This is a genomic window from Notoacmeibacter sp. MSK16QG-6 (genome assembly GCF_024158145.1).
GTDB lineage: Bacteria > Pseudomonadota > Alphaproteobacteria > Rhizobiales > Rhizobiaceae > Notoacmeibacter.
Genome location: NZ_JAMYXM010000007.1, coordinates 66,570 through 88,028 on the forward strand (window position 1 = coordinate 66,570; position 21,459 = coordinate 88,028).

The 21,459-nt window shown below is 58.9% G+C and carries 20 protein-coding genes; 19 read left to right on the top strand and 1 reads right to left on the bottom strand.

Going from position 1 to position 21,459, the window contains the following annotated elements:
- Positions 1-76: 76 nt before the first annotated feature.
- The 19 genes from NIM86_RS16010 (at position 77) to fliQ (ending at position 19,973) form a co-directional block, all read left to right on the top strand.
- A complete protein-coding gene (locus tag NIM86_RS16010; protein WP_253383603.1) occupies positions 77-1,018 on the top strand; it encodes a flagellin in 942 nt (313 codons plus the stop codon).
- 182 nt (positions 1,019-1,200) lie between these two features.
- Positions 1,201-2,163, top strand: coding sequence for a flagellin (locus NIM86_RS16015; protein WP_253383605.1), 963 nt, complete (start codon positions 1,201-1,203; stop codon positions 2,161-2,163).
- 262 nt (positions 2,164-2,425) lie between these two features.
- The gene (locus NIM86_RS16020; protein WP_253383607.1) at positions 2,426-3,388 is read left to right on the top strand and encodes a flagellin; all 963 of its coding nucleotides are present in this window, start codon (positions 2,426-2,428) and stop codon (positions 3,386-3,388) included.
- Positions 3,389-3,653: 265 nt separating this feature from the next.
- Entirely contained in the window at positions 3,654-4,592 is a 939-nt protein-coding gene (locus NIM86_RS16025) for a flagellin (RefSeq protein ID WP_253383609.1), read from the top strand.
- 262 nt (positions 4,593-4,854) lie between these two features.
- Entirely contained in the window at positions 4,855-5,730 is an 876-nt protein-coding gene (locus NIM86_RS16030) for a flagellin (RefSeq protein ID WP_253383611.1), read from the top strand.
- A 118-nt stretch (positions 5,731-5,848) separates the two neighbouring features.
- Positions 5,849-7,639: a flagellar basal-body MS-ring/collar protein FliF gene (fliF, locus tag NIM86_RS16035; protein ID WP_253383613.1), complete on the top strand. Its 1,791-nt coding sequence runs from the start codon at positions 5,849-5,851 to the stop codon at positions 7,637-7,639.
- Entirely contained in the window at positions 7,636-9,009 is a 1,374-nt protein-coding gene (locus tag NIM86_RS16040) for a hypothetical protein (protein WP_253383615.1), read from the top strand. The genes fliF and NIM86_RS16040 overlap by 4 nt, the downstream gene beginning before the upstream one ends.
- Positions 9,006-10,223, top strand: a complete 1,218-nt coding sequence (locus NIM86_RS16045) for a MotB family protein (RefSeq protein ID WP_253383617.1) — start codon at positions 9,006-9,008, stop codon at positions 10,221-10,223. Before NIM86_RS16040 ends, NIM86_RS16045 begins: the two co-directional genes overlap by 4 nt.
- Entirely contained in the window at positions 10,220-11,761 is a 1,542-nt protein-coding gene (locus NIM86_RS16050; RefSeq protein WP_253383619.1) for a hypothetical protein, read from the top strand. Before NIM86_RS16045 ends, NIM86_RS16050 begins: the two co-directional genes overlap by 4 nt.
- The gene (locus NIM86_RS16055; protein ID WP_253383621.1) at positions 11,758-13,176 is read left to right on the top strand and encodes a flagellar hook-length control protein FliK; all 1,419 of its coding nucleotides are present in this window, start codon (positions 11,758-11,760) and stop codon (positions 13,174-13,176) included. Before NIM86_RS16050 ends, NIM86_RS16055 begins: the two co-directional genes overlap by 4 nt.
- Entirely contained in the window at positions 13,130-13,699 is a 570-nt protein-coding gene (locus NIM86_RS16060; RefSeq protein WP_371872932.1) for a transglycosylase SLT domain-containing protein, read from the top strand. The genes NIM86_RS16055 and NIM86_RS16060 overlap by 47 nt, the downstream gene beginning before the upstream one ends.
- Before the next feature lie 154 nt (positions 13,700-13,853).
- Positions 13,854-14,612, top strand: coding sequence for a response regulator transcription factor (locus NIM86_RS16065; RefSeq protein ID WP_253383623.1), 759 nt, complete (start codon positions 13,854-13,856; stop codon positions 14,610-14,612).
- An 80-nt stretch (positions 14,613-14,692) separates the two neighbouring features.
- Entirely contained in the window at positions 14,693-15,952 is a 1,260-nt protein-coding gene (locus NIM86_RS16070; RefSeq protein ID WP_253383625.1) for a flagellar hook protein FlgE, read from the top strand.
- Between the two features lie 49 nt (positions 15,953-16,001).
- On the top strand, positions 16,002-17,447 hold the full coding sequence (locus tag NIM86_RS16075) for a flagellar basal body rod C-terminal domain-containing protein (RefSeq protein ID WP_253383627.1): 1,446 nt from the start codon (positions 16,002-16,004) through the stop codon (positions 17,445-17,447).
- 3 nt (positions 17,448-17,450) lie between these two features.
- The gene (locus NIM86_RS16080) at positions 17,451-18,476 is read left to right on the top strand and encodes a flagellar hook-associated family protein (RefSeq protein ID WP_253383628.1); all 1,026 of its coding nucleotides are present in this window, start codon (positions 17,451-17,453) and stop codon (positions 18,474-18,476) included.
- 36 nt (positions 18,477-18,512) lie between these two features.
- Positions 18,513-18,860, top strand: coding sequence for a flagellar biosynthesis regulator FlaF (flaF, locus tag NIM86_RS16085; protein ID WP_253383629.1), 348 nt, complete (start codon positions 18,513-18,515; stop codon positions 18,858-18,860).
- Positions 18,857-19,306 (top strand): flagellar biosynthesis repressor FlbT, encoded by a 450-nt coding sequence (flbT, locus tag NIM86_RS16090; RefSeq protein WP_253383630.1) that lies wholly within the window; start codon positions 18,857-18,859, stop codon positions 19,304-19,306. Before flaF ends, flbT begins: the two co-directional genes overlap by 4 nt.
- Positions 19,307-19,308: 2 nt before the next feature.
- Positions 19,309-19,704, top strand: a complete 396-nt coding sequence (gene flgD / locus NIM86_RS16095) for a flagellar hook assembly protein FlgD (RefSeq protein ID WP_253383631.1) — start codon at positions 19,309-19,311, stop codon at positions 19,702-19,704.
- Positions 19,704-19,973: a flagellar biosynthesis protein FliQ gene (gene fliQ, locus NIM86_RS16100; protein WP_253383632.1), complete on the top strand. Its 270-nt coding sequence runs from the start codon at positions 19,704-19,706 to the stop codon at positions 19,971-19,973. Before flgD ends, fliQ begins: the two co-directional genes overlap by 1 nt.
- 34 nt (positions 19,974-20,007) lie before the next feature.
- Here the strand turns inward: fliQ and NIM86_RS16105 are convergent, their stop codons facing one another.
- Entirely contained in the window at positions 20,008-21,438 is a 1,431-nt protein-coding gene (locus NIM86_RS16105; RefSeq protein ID WP_253383633.1) for a methyl-accepting chemotaxis protein, read from the bottom strand.
- Positions 21,439-21,459: the final 21 nt, after the last annotated feature.

The following is a 21,459-nucleotide window of genomic DNA, read 5'->3' on the forward strand; positions in this document are numbered from 1 at the left end:
GGCATGATGCTCCTGATCGTCCAGCCTCTTACATTTCGGCATGTCCCTGTACGGCTTACCCTAGGGACCTCTTTCAATGTCCAGTATCCATACCAATGCCGCCGCCATGACGGCGCTGAAGTCGCTTCAGATGACCAATTCTGCGCTGGAAGCGACGCAAAAGAATATCTCCACCGGCTTTCGGGTCTCCGATGCCTCCGATAACGCCGCCTATTGGTCCATCGCGACCACCATGCGCTCCGACAACAAAGCGCTCAGCACGGTCAACGATGCCCTCGGCCTTGGCGCTGCAAAGGTCGATGTCGCCTACACGGCCATGAATTCGGCGATCGACGTTGTCGATGAAATCAAGGCCAAGCTGGTTGCCGCCAAGGAGCCTGGCGTCGACAAGGACAAGGTGCAGAGCGAAATCACCGCGCTGCAGGGCCAGCTGACCGCTATCGCGGAGAGCGCATCCTTCTCCGGCGAGAACTGGCTCAACTTCACCGACACCGACGGAACCTCCAAAGAGATTGTCGCTTCCTTCACTCGCACCAGCGCGGGCGCGGTTTCTATCGGAACGATCGCCATCGACATCTCCGATATGAAGCTGTTCGGCGATGACGGCGCCGGCACGCCGGTCGATAACGGCATGCTCAACAAGAGCTACACCACCGCCAATGGCGCGGCCACGCCGGTCAACGTCGTGTATACTATCGCGACGCTCGACATCACCGCCGCCAATGTGGACGACACGGTGATCGACGGCATGCTGTCTAACGTGGAAACCACGCTGGAAGATATGACGACCGCGGCCGCCGGTCTTGGTTCCAGCAAGAGCCGGATCGACATGCAGACCGAATTCGTCGGCAATCTGATGGATTCGATCAAGAGCGGCATCGGCAAGCTGGTCGATGCGGATATGACGGAAGAGTCGACCCGCCTCCAGGCGCTTCAGACGCAACAGCAGCTCGGTATTCAGGCCCTCTCCATGGCCAACTCCGGCGCACAGTCGCTTCTCTCGCTCTTCCGCTCATAAGCGTTGAACACAAGGAACTGAGCGATGGCCGCCGGTCGGCGGCCATCCATCGCAAGCCTCAGAAATGGGGAATGTGAACACCACGACTATCACGCACTGAAAGCGTGATCGGCATGATGCCAGGGTCGTCTAGCCTTTCCGATTGGCATGTCCCTCACGGCTGAACCTTAGGGACCGTTTCCATGTCCAGTATTCATACCAATACCGCCGCGATGACGGCACTGAAGTCACTCCAGATGACCAACTCGGCACTGGAATCGACGCAGAAGAACATTTCCACCGGTTATCGCGTTTCGGACGCTTCCGATAACGCCGCCTATTGGTCCATCGCGACCACCATGCGCTCCGACAACAAAGCGCTCAGCACCGTCAACGATGCTCTCGGCCTCGGCGCAGCAAAGGTCGACGTGGCCTACACGGCCATGAATTCCGCCATCGATGTCGTCGACGACATCAAATCGAAACTCGTTGCCGCCAAAGAGCCGGGCGTCGACAAGACGAAGATCCAGAGTGAGATCGAGGCGCTGCAGGAGCAGTTGAAGGCCATCGCCGGCAGTGCATCATTCTCCGGGGAGAACTGGCTGGCAAGCAGCGCTTCTTCCGGCGACACCAAGGAAATTGTCGCCTCGTTTACCCGCACCGGCGCCGGCGCCGTTTCCATCGGCACCGTGTCGGTCGACATCCATGCTTCCAAGCTGTTCGACGATGCAACTGTGGACCGCACGACCGCTTCCGCGACAGGACGCGGCATCCTCGACTCCACAATTGCCGATTACGACCATGATGGCGATGGCGGCGCGACAACTGCAGCGCTGACTTATACGGTCTCGATCTACAATCTCGACATCTCATCCGTGACCGACGATCAGCTCGACGGCATGATTGTCGGCGTCGAAACCGCACTTGAGAGCATGACCACGGCTGCAGCCGGGCTTGGCTCAACCAAGAGCCGGATCGACATGCAGACCGAGTTCGTCAGCAACCTCATGGACTCGATCAAGAGCGGCATCGGCAAGCTGGTCGATGCGGATATGACGGAAGAATCGACCCGCCTTCAGGCGCTTCAGACGCAGCAGCAGCTTGGCATCCAGGCTCTCTCCATGGCCAACTCCGGCGCGCAGTCGCTCCTGTCTCTCTTCCAGTAAAATCGGAACAGGAGCGAGCTCTGCCCGCTCCGACCTGAAAGAAGGGGTCGCCTATGGGCGGCCCTTTTGTTTGGCGATCAAAAATTTATGGTTAACATACTGTTATTGCTGTACTTACGCTTCCTTAGAATTTCTCTTTCATATTGTCCGGCGACGGTTGTCGCTACGCTTTCAAAGCCGGCGATCGGCATGATGCCATTGCTGTCACGCCAATACTTTATTCGGCATGTCCCTGTACGGCTTACCCGAGGGACTTCCCTTTATGTCCAGTATCCATACCAATACCGCCGCGATGACGGCGCTCAAAGCGCTCCAGATGACCAACTCGGCACTGGAATCGACGCAGAAGAACATTTCCACCGGCTACCGCGTCTCAGACGCTTCCGACAATGCCGCCTACTGGTCGATCGCGACCACCATGCGCTCCGACAACAAGGCGCTCAGCACGGTCGAAGACGCACTCGGCCTCGGCGCCGCCAAGATCGACGTGGCCTATACCGCCATGGATTCCGCCATCGATGTCGTTGACGAGATCAAGTCGAAACTGGTTGCCGCCAAGGAGCCGGGCGTCGACAAGACCAAGATCCAGAGCGAAGTCGAAGCCCTGCAGGAGCAGTTGAAAGCGATTGCCGACAGCGCTTCCTTCTCCGGCGAGAACTGGCTGGCCAGCAGTGCGGTTTCCGGCGACACCAAAGAAATCGTGGCGTCCTTCACTCGCGATAGTTCCGGCGCCGTTTCCATCGGCACCGTGTCGGTCGACATCCATTCTTCGAAGCTGTTCGACGATGCAACTGTGGACCGCACGACCGCTTCCGCCACAGGACGCGGCATCCTCGATTCCACGATCGCCGATTACGACCATGACGGCGATGGCGGCGCGACAACTGCAGCGCTGACCTATACGGTCTCGATCTACAATCTCGATATCACCTCAGTTACTGACGATCAGCTCGATGGCATGATTGTCGGCGTCGAAACCGCTCTGGAAACGATGACGACGGCCGCCGCCGATCTTGGCTCCAGCAAGAGCCGGATCGACATGCAGACCGAGTTCATCGGCAATCTGATGGACTCCATCTCAAGCGGTATCGGCAAGCTGGTCGATGCGGATATGACGGAAGAGTCGACCCGCCTCCAGGCGCTACAGACACAGCAGCAGCTCGGTATCCAAGCCCTCTCCATGGCCAACTCCGGCTCGCAGTCCCTGCTGTCCCTGTTCCGCTAAGCCGGACATACAGTTCGACCCACCCAATGACGGGCCGCCTCCTCCGAGGCGGCCCTTTCTTTTGAACCAGAAAAGTCATTCGAAACACGGTTAACACCTTGTTACTACTGTACTTACGCTTCCTTAGACTTTCATCGGCATAGTCGCTTCTGACGATTGTCGCACCGACCTCCAGGCTTGGGCGATTGGCATGATGCCTTCGATTGTCGCGGCCGAACCCAGCTTCGGCATGTCCCTGTATTCGCGTTTTTAGGGACTTCCCTTTATGTCCAGTATTCATACCAACACTGCCGCCATGACGGCGCTGAAGTCGCTCCAGATGACCAATGCGGCTCTGGAATCGACGCAGAAGAACATCTCTACCGGCTACCGCGTCTCCGACGCTTCTGACAATGCCGCCTACTGGTCCATCGCGACCACCATGCGCTCCGATAACAAGGCTCTCAGCACCGTCAGCGATGCTCTCGGTCTTGGCGCCGCCAAGGTCGATGTCGCTTACACGGCCATGAATGCATCCATCGACGTCGTCGATGAAATCAAGGCCAAGCTGGTTGCCGCCAAGGAGCCTGGTGTCGACAAGGACAAGGTGCAGAGCGAAATTACCGCGCTGCAGGGCCAGCTGACTTCGATTGCCGAAAGCGCATCCTTCTCCGGCGAAAATTGGCTGAATTTCGTCGATACGGCTGGTACCACCAAGGATATCGTGGCGTCCTTCACCCGCGATTCGTCCGGTACGGTCTCCATCGGCACGATTTCGATCGACATCTCGAACGTCAAGCTCTTCGGCGATGACGGTGCGGGTACGCCGGTGGATAACGGCATGCTCAACAAGAGCTACACCACCGCCAATGGCGCGGCCACGCCGGTCAACGTCACTTACACCATTGCAACGCTCGACATCACTGCCGCCAATGTGGACGATACGGTGATCGACGGCATGCTGTCTAACGTGGAAACCACGCTGGAAGACATGACGACGGCCGCCGCCGATCTCGGCTCCAGCAAGAGCCGTATCGACATGCAGACCGAGTTCATCGGCAATCTGATGGACTCCATCTCAAGCGGCATCGGCAAGCTGGTCGATGCGGATATGACGGAAGAGTCGACCCGCCTCCAGGCGCTTCAGACGCAGCAGCAGCTTGGAATCCAGGCCCTTTCCATGGCCAACTCCGGCTCGCAGTCCCTGCTGTCCCTGTTCCGTTAAGCCGAACATACAGTTCGACCCACTCAATAACGGGCCGCCTCAATCGAGGCGGCCCGTTTTCCGTTTCAAATTAATAATTTGGCGGGCCGATTTTCCATTTTGTTCACCAACTCCCTCAACGGCAAGGAAACAAGTCCGTGAGAGTATGATTATGACGGAGCGCTATGCACTTCTTCTGGAAGTTCGGCATGAAGCCGGAGCGCCTGTTTTTGCCTTTTGATCGAGGCATGTCCCGATTGTATTGAGTACGGGCATTTTTAATATGACAAGCCTCATGACAAATACGAGTGCGATGACCGCGCTGAAGTCTCTTCAGGCGACCAACAACGCACTCGAAGCCACTCAGAAGAATATTTCGACCGGCTACCGCGTTTCCGACGCTTCGGACAACGCAGCTTACTGGTCGATTGCCACCACCATGCGCTCCGACAGCAAGGCGCTTGGTACGGTCACGGATGCGCTCGGCCTTGGGGCCGCAAAGCTCGACGTGGCTTATACGGGCATGAATTCTGCGATTGACGTGGTGCAGGAAATGAAGAGCAAGATCGTTGCGGCGCAGGAGCCGGGTGTCGACAAATCCAAGGTTCAAAGCGAGATCGGCGCGTTGCAAGAGCAGCTACTATCGATTGCCGACAGCGCCTCCTTCTCAGGTGAGAACTGGCTGACTTCCGGCGGCACGAAAAGTCTTGTGGCTTCCTTCACCCGCGATTCTACGGGCGCGGTCTCCGTTACTTCGATCGATCTCGATCTTAGCGGCGTCCAGCTCGTCGACAGCACGGCCACGCCAACCGCTGGCATCCTCGGCGCCGCCGGCACGGCCAGCAGCACTTCGGTTCTCGCCATGGACGTTACATCGGGCAACCTCGATGATCTTCTGACCGACATCGATACCGCTCTGGAAAGCATGACGACAGCGGCCGCCGATATTGGCTCGGCCAAGAACCGTGTCTCGATCCAGTCCGACTTCGTCAACGAGTTGCGGGATTCGATCGCGCGCGGCGTCGGCAAGCTGGTCGACGCGGACATGACGGAAGAATCGACCAAGTTGCAGGCGCTGCAAACCCAGCAGCAGCTTGGCATCCAGGCTCTTTCAATGGCCAATTCCGGCTCGCAGTCCCTGCTGGCGCTGTTCCGCTAAGCGAGCCTATCGCCAAACGATCGTGAGGGGGTCTTTCGAGGCCCCCTCTCTTTTTGTCCAATTCCACGCAAGTTTCGTCGCCTAGTCTGCCTTTCGATCAGAACAGGATGTGCGAACCGTGCCAGAACGCCTTCAGGCTCTCCTCGAAAGCCTCACCGCCATAGGCAAGGCACGGCTTGCGACCTTCGCGACCGTCGCCGTTCTGACGACAGCCCTCATCATGGGCGGCGTGATCTTTCTGTCCCAGCCGACATACGAGACGCTCTATGTCGGGCTGGACCGCGACGATGTGAACCGGATCGGTATCGTCCTGTCGGAAGCCGGTATCGCCTACGATATGGATTCCAGCGGCAGCACCGTGCTGGTGGAGGCAGGGCAGACCGCCCGCGCCCGCATGATTCTGGCCGAAAAGGGCCTGCCCGGCAGCAACAGTTCCGGCTATGAACTTTTCGACAATCTCGGCTCCCTCGGTCTCACATCCTTCATGCAGGAAGTGACGCGCGTGCGAGCTTTGGAAGGAGAGATCGCCCGGTCGGTCCAGTCGATCGATGGGGTAAAAGCAGCGCGCGTTCATATCGTCATGCCGGACCAGACCGGCTTTCGCGACCGCAACAGGCGCCCGACCGCATCGGTCCTCCTGGCCTCAAATGGCTCCAATCTGGCGGCCAAGGCAGAGGGCATTCGCAAACTCGTCGCCGCCGCGATTCCCTCTCTGAATGAAGCGGATGTCACCGTGCTCGACGCATCGGGCCGTTTGCTTGCTTCCGGTGATACGGGCGGCACCGAAACAGTCGGCGCAGCTTTCGATCTGAAAAACCGGATCGAAACGGATCTGTCCAGAACCATTGGAAATGCACTTCGCCCCTATATCGGCGAGCTCAACTACCGGGTCGCCGTTCAGGCCGATCTCGACACCGACCGTCGGCAGATCGAGGAAACGATCTTCGACCCCGAAAGCAAGGTGGAACGCAGCGTCCAAATCTCGCGCTCCGAGGACCGCGCGAACGAAGCGAAAAGCAGCAACACCACCAGTATCGAGCAGAATATCCCGACCGAGGGCGGCGGCGAAGGGGCCAGCGAGACGGGGGCGAAAAGCTCGGAAGAGCGAGAACGTCGCGAGGAGACGACCAATTTCGAAATCAGTTCCAAGCGGATCGCCACACTGACGAATGGCTATCGCATTCGCCGACTGAATGTCGCCGTGCTCCTCAACCGCGAAATTCTGGAAAAAGGCGCTGCTTCGGCAAATGTCACGATAGACGAGCGCCTGGATACGATCCGCACATTGATATCGACCGCCGCCGGTATCGAAGACGATCGCGGCGACCGGATCGATGTGACGGCTATCGAATTCCTTCCCGCCGACGAGTCGCTCGCCCCGCTTGGCGGCGGCTGGATGGAAGTCGTCTCGCCTCATCTTTCCACGGCCATCCGCGCGCTTGTTTTCGTTGTCGTCTCGGTGATGGTCCTGCTGCTCGGCGTCCGGCCGCTTCTGAATTCGCTGGAATTGCTGCCCAACAAGTCCGCCAAAGCTGACAAGGCCGCGTTGAAGGCCAGTGAACCGGCGGAAATGTCGCTCCTGCCCGATCTTAATAGCGATGACGACGAGGACGACGCCTTCGCGCAACTCGACGGTCCGAGCGAATTCTCCAGCACGAACGACTTTTCCAGTTCCGGCAGCGATTTCGCCATCGATAACGACTTCTCGCCAGCCGCTGGCTTCCAGATGGCCGACACGCCCGAAATGCAGGCCGAGATTGAGCTCCGCCAGCGTATGGCGGAAGTCGGCGACGATCCCCGCGCGCGCGTCCTTGCCATGCTGGAAATCGACAGGGACCGCACGTTGCAGCTTCTTCGCCGTTGGGTTCGCGACGATATGAAGGCGAACGAAAAGAGTAGAGCGGCATGACACGCTTCCGATCCCAAACCTCTTCCAAGGTCGCTCTTGCCGACGCCGATGATTTCGAACCGTTCGGTCAAGCGCCTGCTACGGCTGATTTCGAACCGCTCGGCAGCGATGACAATCTCGTGGCCCTGCCGAACGAACCGGCGTCCTCTACCGCTCCGCTGGACGACGCGTCTGACGATAAGACTGCTATCGACGCCTTGGAGGCCGATCCGTTTGCCGAATCCGCGGATGTCGGTCTCGCCGAATTGCCACCTTTAAGTGACGATGCACTTGGCAGCGACCCCGATCCGTTTGGAGATGAAAGTAACCCGGCCATCGCTGAATTGCCGTCGGCTTTGCCTGACATCGGTGCGGACGATCCATTCGGCGCGCCGGCATTGCCCGACCTCGACGCGCTGCCATCGCTCGATGCCGAACTGCCGTCTCTCGAACCGTTAAGCGAGAGCGGGGCCGGAATAGATGCCGATCCGTTTGCCGAACAATCCGGCGCGGACTTACCGGAGCTTCCAGCGCTGGACGAGCAGACCGCCGAAGCGGATCCTCTCGCGCTGGCTGACCTACCCCCGCTGACCGATCCCTTCGAGAGTGAAGCTAACGCCATTGATCCTGCGCTCCCGCCGGATGACCCGTTCGCTCAGGGTGCGGCTGACGATCCGTTTGCGACCGCCCCCGAGCAGTCTGACAGCGAAGTCGCAGCTTTCGAAACGGCGTTGCAGGAAGACCTCCCCTCACCTCATCCTATTGCCGGTGAAAGTCTGCAGGATGCGGCACAGGCCCTGTCCGACCTATCCTCCGATCCACTTGGCGGCGAGGCCGCATCGCTCGGCGCGCCCGCCGATCTGGATAATCTTCGCCATGCTGCGGAGAACGCGACCGAAGTCATTGGCGATGAAATCGCAGCAGATGCCGAAATCGGTCACATCGACCCGACCGACAATCCCATTCTGCCCGCCGGCGCAGATTTGTCAGGCGAACCGGTTGGCGATACGACTCAACCCACAGTCCTGGCGCAAACACTTGTCGACGAATTGGAGCGTTCCCTCGGGGACTTGAGAGACCGCCTGCTCTCGGAGATCGGCGACAGCGTTGCGGCTATTCTGGAACCCCTCGTTTCTCGCGTTGCCGCTGATCGCGCCGTCGAAGCGTTCGGCGAAGACATTGCCGCCACTTTAGCCAACGAGACTTCGGATGCGCTCTTTCATGCCGAGGTGCCGCAGAATCTTCTCGACCAGGTCCGCGACATGATCGAGCAGCGCGGCCTTCCAATCGAAGTCAAAGCCGGTCGTCACGATGCTCTTCTACTGCATCTCGATAACGCAACGCGCGCGATCAACCTGCCGCGCCTGCAAGATTACTGCGAGGCGTTATGAGCGGCGGCAATGGCGAGATCATAATCGTCAGACGCGCGAGCGAGCATGACGATAGCCATCATGGCGGCGCGTGGAAGATCGCTTTCGCCGACTTCATGACGGCGATGATGGCATTGTTTCTGGTGCTATGGCTGATCAACGCGGCCAATGAGGAAACCAAACAATCAGTCGCCAGCTATTTCAATCCGGTCAAGCTGGTCGACGACCGGCGGACCGTCAAAGGCATGAGCAAGAGCGAAAGCACTGAACCGAGCGAAGATGGCGAAGCATCCGGCAAAACAGAGTCCAATTCAGAGAAGACCCAGTCCGAACAATACGATCATAGTCAGCCGGCGAAGAACGAGACGACCGATACCTCATACCTGGCCAATCCAACGCAGTTGCTCGAAAGTCTCGCTGCCGAAGAACGCGCATTGCTGACAGCACGGGGCGAAATGGTTGCCGATCCAGGGGTGGAGAAGACGGCCGAATTTGCCGATCCCTTCGCGCCGAATTTCTGGCAGCCGCTCAGGGTCGTCGCCTCCGATGGCGACCCGGAAGCGCGTGTATTCGATCAAAACATCGAAGATGGCGAGGCTGGCCTGCCGGAAGCCAATGATGACGAGGCCGCTGAAGAGAGCGAGCAGGTCAAAGACGACGAGGCGAGCATTTCCCAACGGAGCCCTGAAGAAACGGAGCTGGAGAAAGAAGGCCAGCAGTCTGAGGCCGCATCTTCCGATGGACTTGGCGATGAAGCTGAGACCGTTGAAACGCCTGCGGAACGTCTCGAAACCGTCCTTCGTGAGGCTGTTGCGCAGGAAGCCGACCCGTCCGGAAAGATCGCCGAAGCTCTCTCTGTGACGCCGGTGCCTGAAGGCTTGCGTATCTCGCTCACAGACAACCTGCCCGACCAGATGTTTCAGGTCGGTTCGGCCGTGCCGACAGGCCCGGTCGTTCTCGCGCTTGAGGCCGTGGGCCGCGAACTGCAGAACAGGCCGGGCAATATCCTGATACAAGGGCACACCGATTCACGTCCGATGCGAAAAAAGGGCGACGACAACTGGCGCCTTTCCACCGATCGCGCCCGAAGCGTCTACTTCATGCTGCTTCGCGGCGGTCTTGACGATAGCCGCGTCACCCAGATTGCCGGCTTCGCCGACCGCAAGCCCATGGTGCCGGACGACGGTCTGGACCCACGCAATCGCCGCATTGAAATTCTGCTGGAAACGCCATGACACGCGGCCGTCTTCAGAAGACCGGACTGTCCTTTCTGGCGGCAGGCCTCTGCGTGGCCGCCCCGGCATCGGCCGTGCAGGACAGTTCAATCGACGATGCGCTGAGCCCGCCTGCCATGCATAGCGTTGGCACCGCACGAAAAAGTGGCCGGTTGATCCCGTTTCAGGAAGCGCGATTCGATACGCCTGTTCACCTTGCGAGCGAAACGACGGCGGTGATCGTTCCCGATCAGCCACTGCCTCCAAAGCTCGATGAAGCGCTGCAGCCGCTCGCGCCATCGATGGAGAGGGATACAAAGGCCGTTATTACTGAGAAGAAGGCGACGGAAAGCATAAATGCACCGCCGGAGGATCCTTCGAAAGCGGCCAAGATGCAATTCGACGCCTTCATCACCGGCTTGTTTGAATTTCAGGACGCTATCATCTCGGGCGATCCCAGTGCGCTCGCACTGCAAGGCAAGGTGCTTCATCGCTTGCAAATCAATCTGCTGAGCGACCGCCAGCTCTTCGAGCGCGAAGACGCGCCCGTCGAATCGCTTTTGATCTTCGCGCTTTCAGGAGGCGATGCGCGCGTGTCGGTCGATCTGCTCGGACGCGTGCCGCCGACGCATCCGCTCTACGCCTTGAGCCATTCCGTGATCGGCTATCTGAAGGGCAATCCCGATTCCGCTGAGAACCTGTTCGACCACAACCCCGCGGAATATGCATTCCCGCTCGGCGCGCTGCTGGCCCTTTCTACAGGAACCGCCAATGCGCGTGTCGATGGCGACGTGGCGCGACGTTCGCTGGAGATCGCAGCCATCCTCGGCACGGGTACGCTTGTAGAAGAGGTGGCTCTGCGCCGTCTGCTCGATATTCATGCGGAGATGAACGACGGCGATGCCTTCTTCGCTGTCGCCGAAAGCTACGGCTTGCGTTTCCCGAAATCGATCTTTCTAAGCGAATTCGCGCGACGCCTGTCGGTGACGCTGACCGAGCACGACTGGGTGCCGCCAAATGGCCTGGCGGCGATCCTGGAACGAATAAATCCGCAGCAATCCATCCTGGTTGCACGCGAGATCGCGCGAGGCGCCGCGATCAAGGGCAATCATGAGCTGGCCTTGATGGCGATCGACTGGCTGCGGCGATCAGGAGAAAGCAACGCCGACGACCAGCTCTATGAGGCAATGGCGCATCTTGCTGCTCGTAATGTCGAAGAAGCGAAAAAAATCGACGAAGCCATAACGACCGACACGCTTTCACGGCGGGACCGCATGCTCCTCGCAAGCATGCGCCGCGCTTTGGCGCATATTCAGGGTGTCGCCCCGCCTATCGCTGAACTCACTGCGTTGATGAAGCCCGATCATATGTCGGAACCCGTCCTCAAGGCCGAACTCCACCCGGATCATCGCGCGCGTATGGATCAACTCGCCGGTGCGAAAGCGGTACCGGTTTCCACCTCTATGCCCTCTGAACCGGAAGCGGATCCCGAACTGGTCTCGTTGCGCAACCGCCTGAGCGCGACGCTGAACGCCATCGAACAATTGAGCGAACAATGATGACGGATCTGCCCTTCGCAGCCCTAAGCGGTCCTGTTGCGCCGAAAAGGGCGCCCGGCTCCCACGGAGCCGGACGCCCGCCGGATCAGCAAACCGGCGACGCCGCGTTCGGCCGTCTCCTGAACGAGGGGACCACCGGCAAACCGCCACTCGAAGCGAGCGAAGGCGAGGGAAACGATCATAGCTCGCTGCTTATGAGCGCCCGATTGCGCCAGAGGCTAGCATCGTCCGACGATGGCGAGCAGTCAAGCGAGGGGAGCAAGATCGAAACAGCCTCCGAAGGTCTCTCGGCGGAGGTTGAATCACACGACCGGCAGAACGAGAAGGAAATGGCCGCCGATCAGATCGTTGGCAGCCCTGACGCCATTCCCCAACAGGTCACAACATCGGCAGAGCTGGTCGCTGACACGAGAAAAGAGAAGGACGCTGAGTTGGAGGCGCCCGGCGCTCGAACCGAAAAGTCCGGTCCAGCATATGGGCGTAGCAATGGGGACTATAATGGTCCTGCGGAGCCCGCGATTCTGACCGGCCAGAAGGTTGCCGCGCTTGCGCGAGCGGACGGTTTGAAAATCGGCCATACGAAAAATACGGACAAAGTGCCGAACACTGACGAGGCCCCAAAATCCGATCAGGCGCAGATGGCGACGCAGAAATCGGTCCAGTACCGTCCCACGGATACGAACGCGATTTCGAGCCAATCGTCACAGGCCGACTCATCGACGACGCCCAAGGCTCGCAGTGAAACCATAGGCCTGGTCAGAAACGTCAAAGCAAAGGACGGGCCGCCCGACAGTCCGGAAAACACCGATCTCGCCATGAATGCCGCATCCGCGGCACCCGCTTCGGCCACAGCGCTTGGACGCACTGGAGTTGTTCCACCAGTCGTGACCGCTACTGCTTTGGATCAGGCGGCCAGCAGCCTGAGCCATGCCATCGATCAGCACCTGACAGTCTCTCAAATGCAGGAGTTCAATGGCGGCAGGACAAAAGTGCTGAAGCTACAGCTTCAACCCGCTCATCTCGGCCAATTGGAGATCGTTCTGAAAGACACCAACGGGCGTCTCAGCGTTCAGATCCAGACCGGTTCGACCGATGCCCAGGACACTCTCATGCGCGAAAAGACGTCGTTGCGGACCGCGCTGGACGAAGCCAATCTCAGCGTCGAGGCCCTCTCCATCGAAGCCCCGCGCGACCGGCGACCGGTCGCCAGCTTCACGCAAGTCGATTCGGCGATGAATCAGGCGCAGCAAGGTGCGGGAGACCAATTCGATGAACGCCGCTCGAATGCGCAGACCGACGAAAACCGACAAAATCATCATTCGGAAGGGTTCACCGATTTCGTGGGTTCCGGTTCAGAAGATGGCAATTCTGGCAGCGGCACTCCTGACGCTGTCGCAGCCGGTCTCCGCATCTGATCTTTACCGGCAGAAGATCGTGGCAAGAGCCCCGGCCAATCTTTGCGAAAAGGAGATGATCGCCGCGTCCGCAAGGTCCGGCGTACCGCTTGGCGTCCTCTACGCGGTCGGGCTGACCGAGAGCGGATCGTCATCCGGGATGCAGCCCTTCGCACTCAACATCGCCGGTCGAACGGTACAGCCCAACAGCTTGAGGGATGCTCTCGCCACTGTCCGGCGCGAACGCCAGAGAGGTGTCCGGCTCATCGACGTCGGCTGCATGCAGATCAATCTGCACTATCACGAAAAGGAGTTCTCCAGCCTGCCGGCGATGTTCGATCCGCACCAGAACGTCGCGTATGCGGCCGGCTTTTTGAAAAGGCTTCGCGCCCGACACGGAACCTGGTCGATGGCGGTGGCGAGATATCACGCCGGGGCGAATAATGATTCGGCTCAGAAGCGGTATGTCTGTTCGGTGATTCGGCGAATGATTCGATCAGGATTTGGTGAAATGACGCCGCAGGCAGCGGCGTTCTGCCGTTAGGTAGCAAAGTTGAAGTGAATCTGAATTCAACGACTTAGGGTGATTCGTTTTCGGCAAGATCAGTCAATTATAAGATTTCGCAGTTGTCGCCGATTCGGGCACCTGTCAACCATGAAGAGGTAATCATTAACTGTTTGATTCGAGGGGAAACAGGATGATTGTCGTCATAGATGACAGAGAAATGGTTACGGAAGGGTATAAGGGACTCTTTCGTCGCGAAGGTTTTTGTTGTGTGGGGTTCAAAGCCGAAGAATTCAGCATCTGGGCAAGCGGCGCTACAGATGAAGAACTCTCCGGTGTGGAAGCAGTTCTTGTTGCCGAAAATAATTCCGACTGCATAGATGCGGAATTGGCCAAGAAGATCGGCAAATCGCCACGGCTTGCATTGGCCGATAACGGCAATCTCGAAACAACGCTGCGGCTATTCAGCCGAGGCTTCGACGATGTCGTCAAGAAGCCGGTGCATGTGCGCGAGATTTTAGCCCGGATCAATGCGGTACGGCACCGGGGCTATGTTGCTGACAACAACAATATACAGCCGGGTCTGCGCATTCATCTTGATGGACGCGATCCGGAAATCGATGGCGTTCCACTAAAGTTGCCGCGACGCGAGCAACGCATTCTGGAATACTTGGCGTCGGTCAATGGACGACGTGTCAGTCGCGCCCAGATCTTCACTGCCACCTACGGCATTCTTGAAGAGGGCGTCGAAGAAACAGTCGTCGAGAGTCATATCTCCAAGCTGCGCAAGAAACTGCGTGTCAAACTCGGCTACGATCCAATCGATAGCAAGCGCTATCTTGGCTACCGGCTCGCTCTTCAACAGGAAAATGAGCCGGAAGAGATCGAAGAGCCCGTGCTGATTGAATCCGCGTCGGAAGCCGATTTCGATCGCGAGACGCTGGAAGCCTAACGCCGTTGCTTCCGCCTTAGGCAGCCTCGCGCAAGCTTGGCTTCCTACTCTTTCAGCGTGGCTATCCGAGGGGATTGACGATGAGCATTTTCGGCACGATGCAGACCAGTATTTCTGGCATGAACGCTCAGTCGAGCCGCCTGTCCAGTGTCGCTGACAACATCGCCAATTCCGACACGCCCGGCTATAAAAGGCAGGGCATCAACTTCGCCACGCTCGTGACCGGCGCCGGCAACACGTCTGGCGGTGTCATCACCACTGGGACGATCGAAGTCGAAGCTCAGGGCGTGCCGAAGACGACATCGTCCTCGACTGATCTTGCCATTCTTGGCCACGGCTTTTTTCTGGTCAGCGACGGCGCCAATAACGGTTTCATGACCCGCGCAGGGGCATTCACACAGGATGCGGACGGCTATCTCGTCAACCCGAACGGCTATCGCCTGCAGGGCTACAGCATGGCGTCGGGCGTCGCGCCCGTACCCAACGGTCTCGCCGGCCTGGTCGACATACAGGTCAGCAAGGAGCCGCTGCCGCCTGCAGCTTCGACCTTCGGCACCTTCCAGGCGACGCTGGATTCCCAAGCGGATATCGAGAGCGCTGCGGTCACAGCCAATACGCTTCCGTCAGACAACGTTGTCGGAGCGACCTTCACCGGCAAGACATCGATGGTAGCGTATGAGAGCCTCGGCAATGAAGTCCGGCTCGACGTTTACGTGACGCGCACCGCTACCGACACGTGGGAAGTGAGCGTCTACAATCAGGCCGACGCCAATTCATCGCTTGAAGCGTTCCCATATGGCAACCCGGCTCTCGGCACCACGAACCTTCAGTTCGACACGGCGACAGGCGCTCTGACGGGCGCCTCGCCGACAAGCCTCACCGTACCGGTGCCGAATGGCGCCAGCCTTCAGATCGACTTGAGCGAGATGAAGCTCGGCGGACAGTTCACCGTCACTGAAGCCGAGGTCAACGGCAATCCGCCTTCCAGCGCCATCGGCACGGAAATAAGCGATGAAGGCATCGTGCGCGTCGCCTATGAGGACGGCTCCTACAAAGATCTTTTCATGGTCGCGCTGGCCGATGTGCCAAGCCCGACCAATCTGACCCCGGTCACGGGGACCATGTTCACCCAGAGCGCCAACTCCGGCGATATCCAGGTCGGTTTCCCCGGCTCGAGCGGGTTCGGGACGATCATATCGTCGTCCCTGGAACAGTCCAATGTCGATATCGCCGAAGAACTCACAGAGATGATCCAGGCGCAACGCAGCTACACCGCCAATTCCAAGGTCTTCCAGACGGGGTCGGAAATCATGGACGTTGTCGTCAACCTGAAACGCTAACATCGTAAGGAGCCCATGACGGGCCTCCCGGTGCTGACCGGAGCGTAGAATGTCACTCACCGCCGCATTGATGAACGCACATGCTTCGATCTTCGATGTTTCACGGCGCGTGAGTACTGTTGCATCGAACATCACGCATGCGGACGATCCGAACTATGTGCGTCGTATAGCGGTCAACAACGTCGCCAATTCCAACAACGCCTACGCGACCCAGCGCGCCGCCGCGCCGCAGATGGAACTGATGCGCCGTGAGTCGATGACCAGTTCCTCGGGCGCGGAACTGAACGCCGAAAAGATGGAGCAGCTATCGCGCCTTCTCGGCAATGCCGAAGGCACGACCTCCGGTCTGGTGAAAGAACTGCAGTCGGCCATGGAACTCTATGCCGCCTCTCCGGCGGATACCGCTTTGGGCGAGGCGGTCGTCGGCAAGGCGGAACAGCTCACCACGACGATCAGAAGCAACGCGCAGTCGCTTTACGGTTTCGCTCATGTCGTCGGCTCGGAGATCAAGGACGAGGCCGGCGAGCTTCAGCAATTGCTGTCGGACTTCGCAAGGGTCAACAAGGCGGTCGTCAGCGGCCAGACGATCGGTCAGGATTTGTCCGATGCTCTGGACGAACGAAGCCGTATTCTGAACGAAATGTCCGCCATCGTCCCGGTCTCGCAGATCGACCGCGAGAATGGCGACATGATGCTCCTTACGAGCAATGGCGTTACCCTGTTCGACAAGGTGCCACGCGATGTCACCGCCGTAATCGATCCGACCGACGCGTCGAGAAACGCGGTCTATATCGATGGCATCGCGATGCGCGTACCGGCCGATGACGAAAGCGCCGCGGCCAATGGCCGCCTGTCAGCACTTCTCAATATGAGTCAGCAAACCATTCCGACAGCCTTGCGTGAACTGGACGAGATGGCGCGCAGCCTGATCGTGACGTTCGGCGAGAGCGACGCATCGGCCACTTTGCCAGACATGGCGGGGCTCTTCACATGGAATGGCGGACCGGACATTTCGGCGATTACGTCGCATGTGCCCGGCATGGCGCTCTCGCTTTCCGTCAATGCGGCCTTTGTTTCCAGCCAGGGCGGCTCGGCGGCAGCGCTTCGTGACGGCGGGGCCAACGGCGCAAGCTATATGGTCAACACGAACGGCTACTCTTCCTATTCGACCCGTCTCGAAGCCATTGTGTCGGCATTCGACACGCCGTTTGCTTTCGATGCCTCCGCTGCCGGCGGACCGACAAAGAGTCTCATGGATTTCACGCTCGCCACCGAAGCGAATATGGAAACAGCACGCGTGGCGGCGGCAGACACGGCGGAACGGGCCAGCGCTCTGACAACGAGCCTCACCGAACGATTCTCCAACACGGTCAACGTGAATCTCGACGAAGAAATCGCTCTGCTGGTCGATCTGCAGAACTCTTACGAAGCGTCTTCGCGCATAATCTCGGTGGTCGACGAGATGCTCGCCCAGCTCTTCCAGGCGACGGGGTAAGCGATGAGAGTCACAGGGGCTTCGACATACTCGCTGGCTAACTCGCTTCGAACCACGCTGCTCAACACGCAAGCGAAGATCGAAAAGGCGCAGGTGGAATCGGTGACGGGCCAGGCGGCGGATACCGCCGAGAAACTCGGCGCGACCGTTCATCGCTATCGCTATCTCATGAGGCAGTCTGAGCGGCTGGACAGCATATCGACCGCCAACTCCCTGACTGTCGGAAGGCTCAGCGCTTCCCAGGCGGCGCTGGACAGTTTCGCCAGCACGACGCAGGCTCTGTCGGCCGCGGCCCATATCGAGGGGATCGGCGCTGTCAGCTCGAACGGTATGAAGAGCTACCTGACACAGCTTACCTCGCTGGCCAACACATCTCAGCAGGGCATTCATGTCTTTGCCGGCATCAACACCGATGTAACGCCGATATCCGACTACGAGACCAGCCAACTCGCCGCAGACGTCGAGGCCGCCTTTGCGGCGCGATTTGGCTTCGGAACGGCAGACCCTTCAGTCTCCACGGTCAGCGCAGCCGACATGAAGGATTTCCTGCAGAACGATGCCCTGTCGCTCTTTACGGGGGCGGGGTGGAGCGGTCTGTCCCGTGCAACGGATGAAGGTATCAAGTCACGCATTCTGCCGACCGAGATTGCGGAAACAAGCGTCGGCACCAACGAAAATGCTTTCCGCCTCGCCTTTGCCGCAGCCGGGCTTGGAGCCACCTTCCTCGATCTGAACGTCGATGAGGGCGTCGGGGACGCCATCCGCAGCTTCGTTCATGAGACAGCCGCCAATGCGACCGCGGAGACCACACTCCTGCAGGGTCAGGTCGGCCGCATGGAAGAGCGCCTGCAGAATGCACAAGACCGACTGTCGCAGCAATCGTCGCTCATGCAGGAATTCGCCGATGATATGGTAGCCGTCGATCCTTATGAGGCGGCGACCAGACTGAACAATCTGATCCAGCAATTGGAGACGTCTTACACGTTGACGGGGCGGGTGCAGAGCCTGTCGCTGCTCAGATACATCTGAGCAATGGGCCGTCCACGAAAGAGGGAAATTAAGCCAATGTATATGGCGAACTACATCGACCAGCAGGAAGAATCCCTCAGCGACGCCAGAGGTCGTGAGCGGGAGCTGATGACGCAATCCATCGACCTGCTGGAACAGGCAAAGGAAAAAGGCGCGAATTCCATCGAGGCCATCCGCGCGATCCATTTCAGCAGTCGCCTTTGGATGACGCTGATGGAGGACCTTGCCGATAACGAGAACGTATTGCCGGAGCAATTGCGCGCCAACCTCATTTCAATTGGCATCTGGGTGCTGAAAACGCTGGACGCTATCCGTCAGGGCAGAAGCGACAATTTTACGGGCGTGATCGAGATCACGGGCATAATTCGGGATGGTCTGAAATGAATGGATTCAAGATTTCGCTGAAGGCGAACGAGAAGATCTACATCAACGGCGCGATCATCCGTTTCGACCGCAAGACATCGATGGAAATTCTGAACGATGTCGACTTCCTGCTGGAAAACCACATTCTGCAAGCGGAGGACGCGACCACACCTCTGAAGCAGCTTTATTTCGTGGTTCAGCTCATGTTGATGACGCCCAATGACATCGAAGCGTCGATGACGGTCTATCGCCAGCTCCTGCCGTCGCTCCTGTCCGCTTTCGAGAACGACAAGGTGGTGTCCGATCTCAAGGTCATCGATCAGCAGGTCCATGAAAAGCGGTATTTCGAAGCGATGCGCGGTATCCGCCAGCTCTTTCCGATCGAATCGGCGATTCTCGATCCCATCTCGCGGATTAAGGCCGACTTCGAAAAGAACACGGCGCCGCTCCAGCGCGCGGTGGGTTGACCATGGTCGCTGTTTCCGCCACCCAAAGCGCAACTGCAACGAGTTCGACGGCGAGTGCCGCAGCGCAGAATACGGTCGACTACGACATGTTTTTGCAGCTTCTTGTCACGCAGATGAAGAACCAGGACCCGACCAATCCGGCCGACTCGATGGATTATGTCGCCCAGCTCGCCAATTTCTCCAATGTCGAGCAGGGCGTGCAGATCAACGCCAAACTGGATCAGATTCTGGCCATGTCGTCGCTGTCCGAAGCCGGATCGCTGATCGGCCGAACCATCACCGATAGCCAGGGCGTAAGCGGCGTCGTATCGCAGGTCCGCATCGAATCGTCCGGGCCGGTCGCGATTCTGGAGAACGGCACTGAGGTTGCCATGTCCAACGGAACGGTGATCTCCTGATGAACGCCACAGACGCGCTCGATCTGTCGCAACTGGCTCTCTGGACGGTGATCAGCCTCTCGGCTCCCGCCGTTGTACCGGCCATGTTCGCCGGCCTCGCAATCGCGCTGTTTCAGGCCCTGACGCAGATTCAGGAAGTCACGCTCACCTTCGTTCCGAAAATTCTCGTGGCGCTGTTCTCGCTGGTTCTCTTTTCCGGCTTTATCGGCGCCAGCCTCGTCGCGTTTTCAGAGCAGGTTTACGACAAGGTCGAACACGGCTTCCTCTGACGCGAGCGTAAGCAGATGATCGGCTTGCCTTGGTTTAGGCTGCCCGCGCGATACCGCCGGAGGCGGTCCGGTCGCCATTCGTTACCTGGAATCCGCGCAGCATCTCCGCAAGCCGGCGCGCCTGATCGACCAGCTTTTGATTGGCTTCCGTGCCTTCTTCAGCCATCTGGGCGTTTTGCGTTGTCAGCTGATCCAGACTTTTCGCCGAGATCTGAATATCGTTGACCGTGCGCGAATGCTCCTCGGTGGCGCCGGCCAGTTCAGTGACGATCTGATCGACAACACCGGCCTTTTCGACAATAGCTTGCAGGGACTCACCGGTCCTGTCGACAAGTTCGACGCCCTTGCGCACCTGCGATTTCGACGTTTCGAGAAGTGCCTTGATCCCGCTTGATTCCTTGGCCGAGCGCTGCGCCAGTTCGCGAACTTCCTGCGCCACCACGGCGAAACCACGACCGGCCTCGCCCGCTCTTGCCGCTTCGACACCGGCGTTCAGCGCCAGAAGATTGGTCTGGAAGGCAAGTTCTTCGATCACCGCGACGACCTGATTGATCTGAGACGAGAAATCATCGATTGCCTTCATCGCCGCGATCGTGTCCTGCACGATCTCTGCGGAGTTACGAGCCTGCTCCATCGTCTCGTCGATAGCGTGATTGGCCTTGGCCGCCCCCTCGGACGTCGCCTGCAATCCTTCGCTGATCTGCGCGAGCGAGGCGACGGTCTGCTGTAGATTGGCCGCCTGCTGGCCTGTCCGCTCCGAAAGGCTGGCCGAGGCTGAAAGCAGGTCCGTACAGCTATGATCGATCTGCACCGTATTGGAGATGACCGAGCTTATCGTTTCGCGCAAATGCGAGACCGCATAGTTCAGATTTTCGCGTAGCGGCTCGTATTGGGAAGGAAACGGCGTCGTGAGCTCAGCGGCGAGATCGCCCCCCGCAAGACGCCGCAGCGCTTTACCGATGTCATCGACAATCGCCGTCTGGGTCTGCTGCGCCTCCTCCTGTTCGAGACGTTTCTCTTCCTGCCGGGTTTCGTCCCGCAGGGTCTCGACGACAGCCACGACCTCGCCCTTATCGTCCATGATCGGACAGGCATCGATCAGGAGATATCGCCGGCCGCCTGATGGCAGGTCGCACCAGTTTTCGGCACGCAGATCCGGTCCGCTCATCTCTCGCGACTGGGTGGCATACAGATTGGCGACGAGTTCCGGATTCTTGCCGAAAGCGAGATCGGCAAGGCATGGGCGTTTCTCCTTGTAGAACCCCTTCCAGTGATCGTCCGTGCCCATCACGTCCTCTGCCTTAATGCCGGTCAGAGCTTCACAGGCAGGATTCCATAGCGCTACCCGGCCATCGGCATTCAGAACGAAGGTTGGCACGGCCATTCGCTGCAAGGCCGAAAGCGACAGATCGTCTTGCCGATCTGCATTTTCAGCGGGGCGTGATTTGAAAAAACGGCTGACCATGGGCAAAGACCTCGTGCAAAG

Coding starts and splice junctions, on each gene's coding strand:
- flgD (WP_253383631.1), top strand. CDS start 19,309: ATGGTCGCTGTTTCCGCCACCCAAAGCGCAACTGCAACGAGTTCGACG.
- NIM86_RS16040 (WP_253383615.1), top strand. CDS start 7,636: ATGACACGCTTCCGATCCCAAACCTCTTCCAAGGTCGCTCTTGCCGAC.
- NIM86_RS16105 (WP_253383633.1), bottom strand. CDS start 21,438: ATGGTCAGCCGTTTTTTCAAATCACGCCCCGCTGAAAATGCAGATCGG.
- NIM86_RS16050 (WP_253383619.1), top strand. CDS start 10,220: ATGACACGCGGCCGTCTTCAGAAGACCGGACTGTCCTTTCTGGCGGCA.
- flbT (WP_253383630.1), top strand. CDS start 18,857: ATGAATGGATTCAAGATTTCGCTGAAGGCGAACGAGAAGATCTACATC.
- NIM86_RS16065 (WP_253383623.1), top strand. CDS start 13,854: ATGATTGTCGTCATAGATGACAGAGAAATGGTTACGGAAGGGTATAAG.
- NIM86_RS16080 (WP_253383628.1), top strand. CDS start 17,451: ATGAGAGTCACAGGGGCTTCGACATACTCGCTGGCTAACTCGCTTCGA.
- NIM86_RS16010 (WP_253383603.1), top strand. CDS start 77: ATGTCCAGTATCCATACCAATGCCGCCGCCATGACGGCGCTGAAGTCG.
- NIM86_RS16020 (WP_253383607.1), top strand. CDS start 2,426: ATGTCCAGTATCCATACCAATACCGCCGCGATGACGGCGCTCAAAGCG.
- NIM86_RS16070 (WP_253383625.1), top strand. CDS start 14,693: ATGAGCATTTTCGGCACGATGCAGACCAGTATTTCTGGCATGAACGCT.
- NIM86_RS16025 (WP_253383609.1), top strand. CDS start 3,654: ATGTCCAGTATTCATACCAACACTGCCGCCATGACGGCGCTGAAGTCG.
- NIM86_RS16055 (WP_253383621.1), top strand. CDS start 11,758: ATGATGACGGATCTGCCCTTCGCAGCCCTAAGCGGTCCTGTTGCGCCG.
- NIM86_RS16075 (WP_253383627.1), top strand. CDS start 16,002: ATGTCACTCACCGCCGCATTGATGAACGCACATGCTTCGATCTTCGAT.
- fliQ (WP_253383632.1), top strand. CDS start 19,704: ATGAACGCCACAGACGCGCTCGATCTGTCGCAACTGGCTCTCTGGACG.
- flaF (WP_253383629.1), top strand. CDS start 18,513: ATGTATATGGCGAACTACATCGACCAGCAGGAAGAATCCCTCAGCGAC.
- NIM86_RS16045 (WP_253383617.1), top strand. CDS start 9,006: ATGAGCGGCGGCAATGGCGAGATCATAATCGTCAGACGCGCGAGCGAG.
- NIM86_RS16015 (WP_253383605.1), top strand. CDS start 1,201: ATGTCCAGTATTCATACCAATACCGCCGCGATGACGGCACTGAAGTCA.
- NIM86_RS16030 (WP_253383611.1), top strand. CDS start 4,855: ATGACAAGCCTCATGACAAATACGAGTGCGATGACCGCGCTGAAGTCT.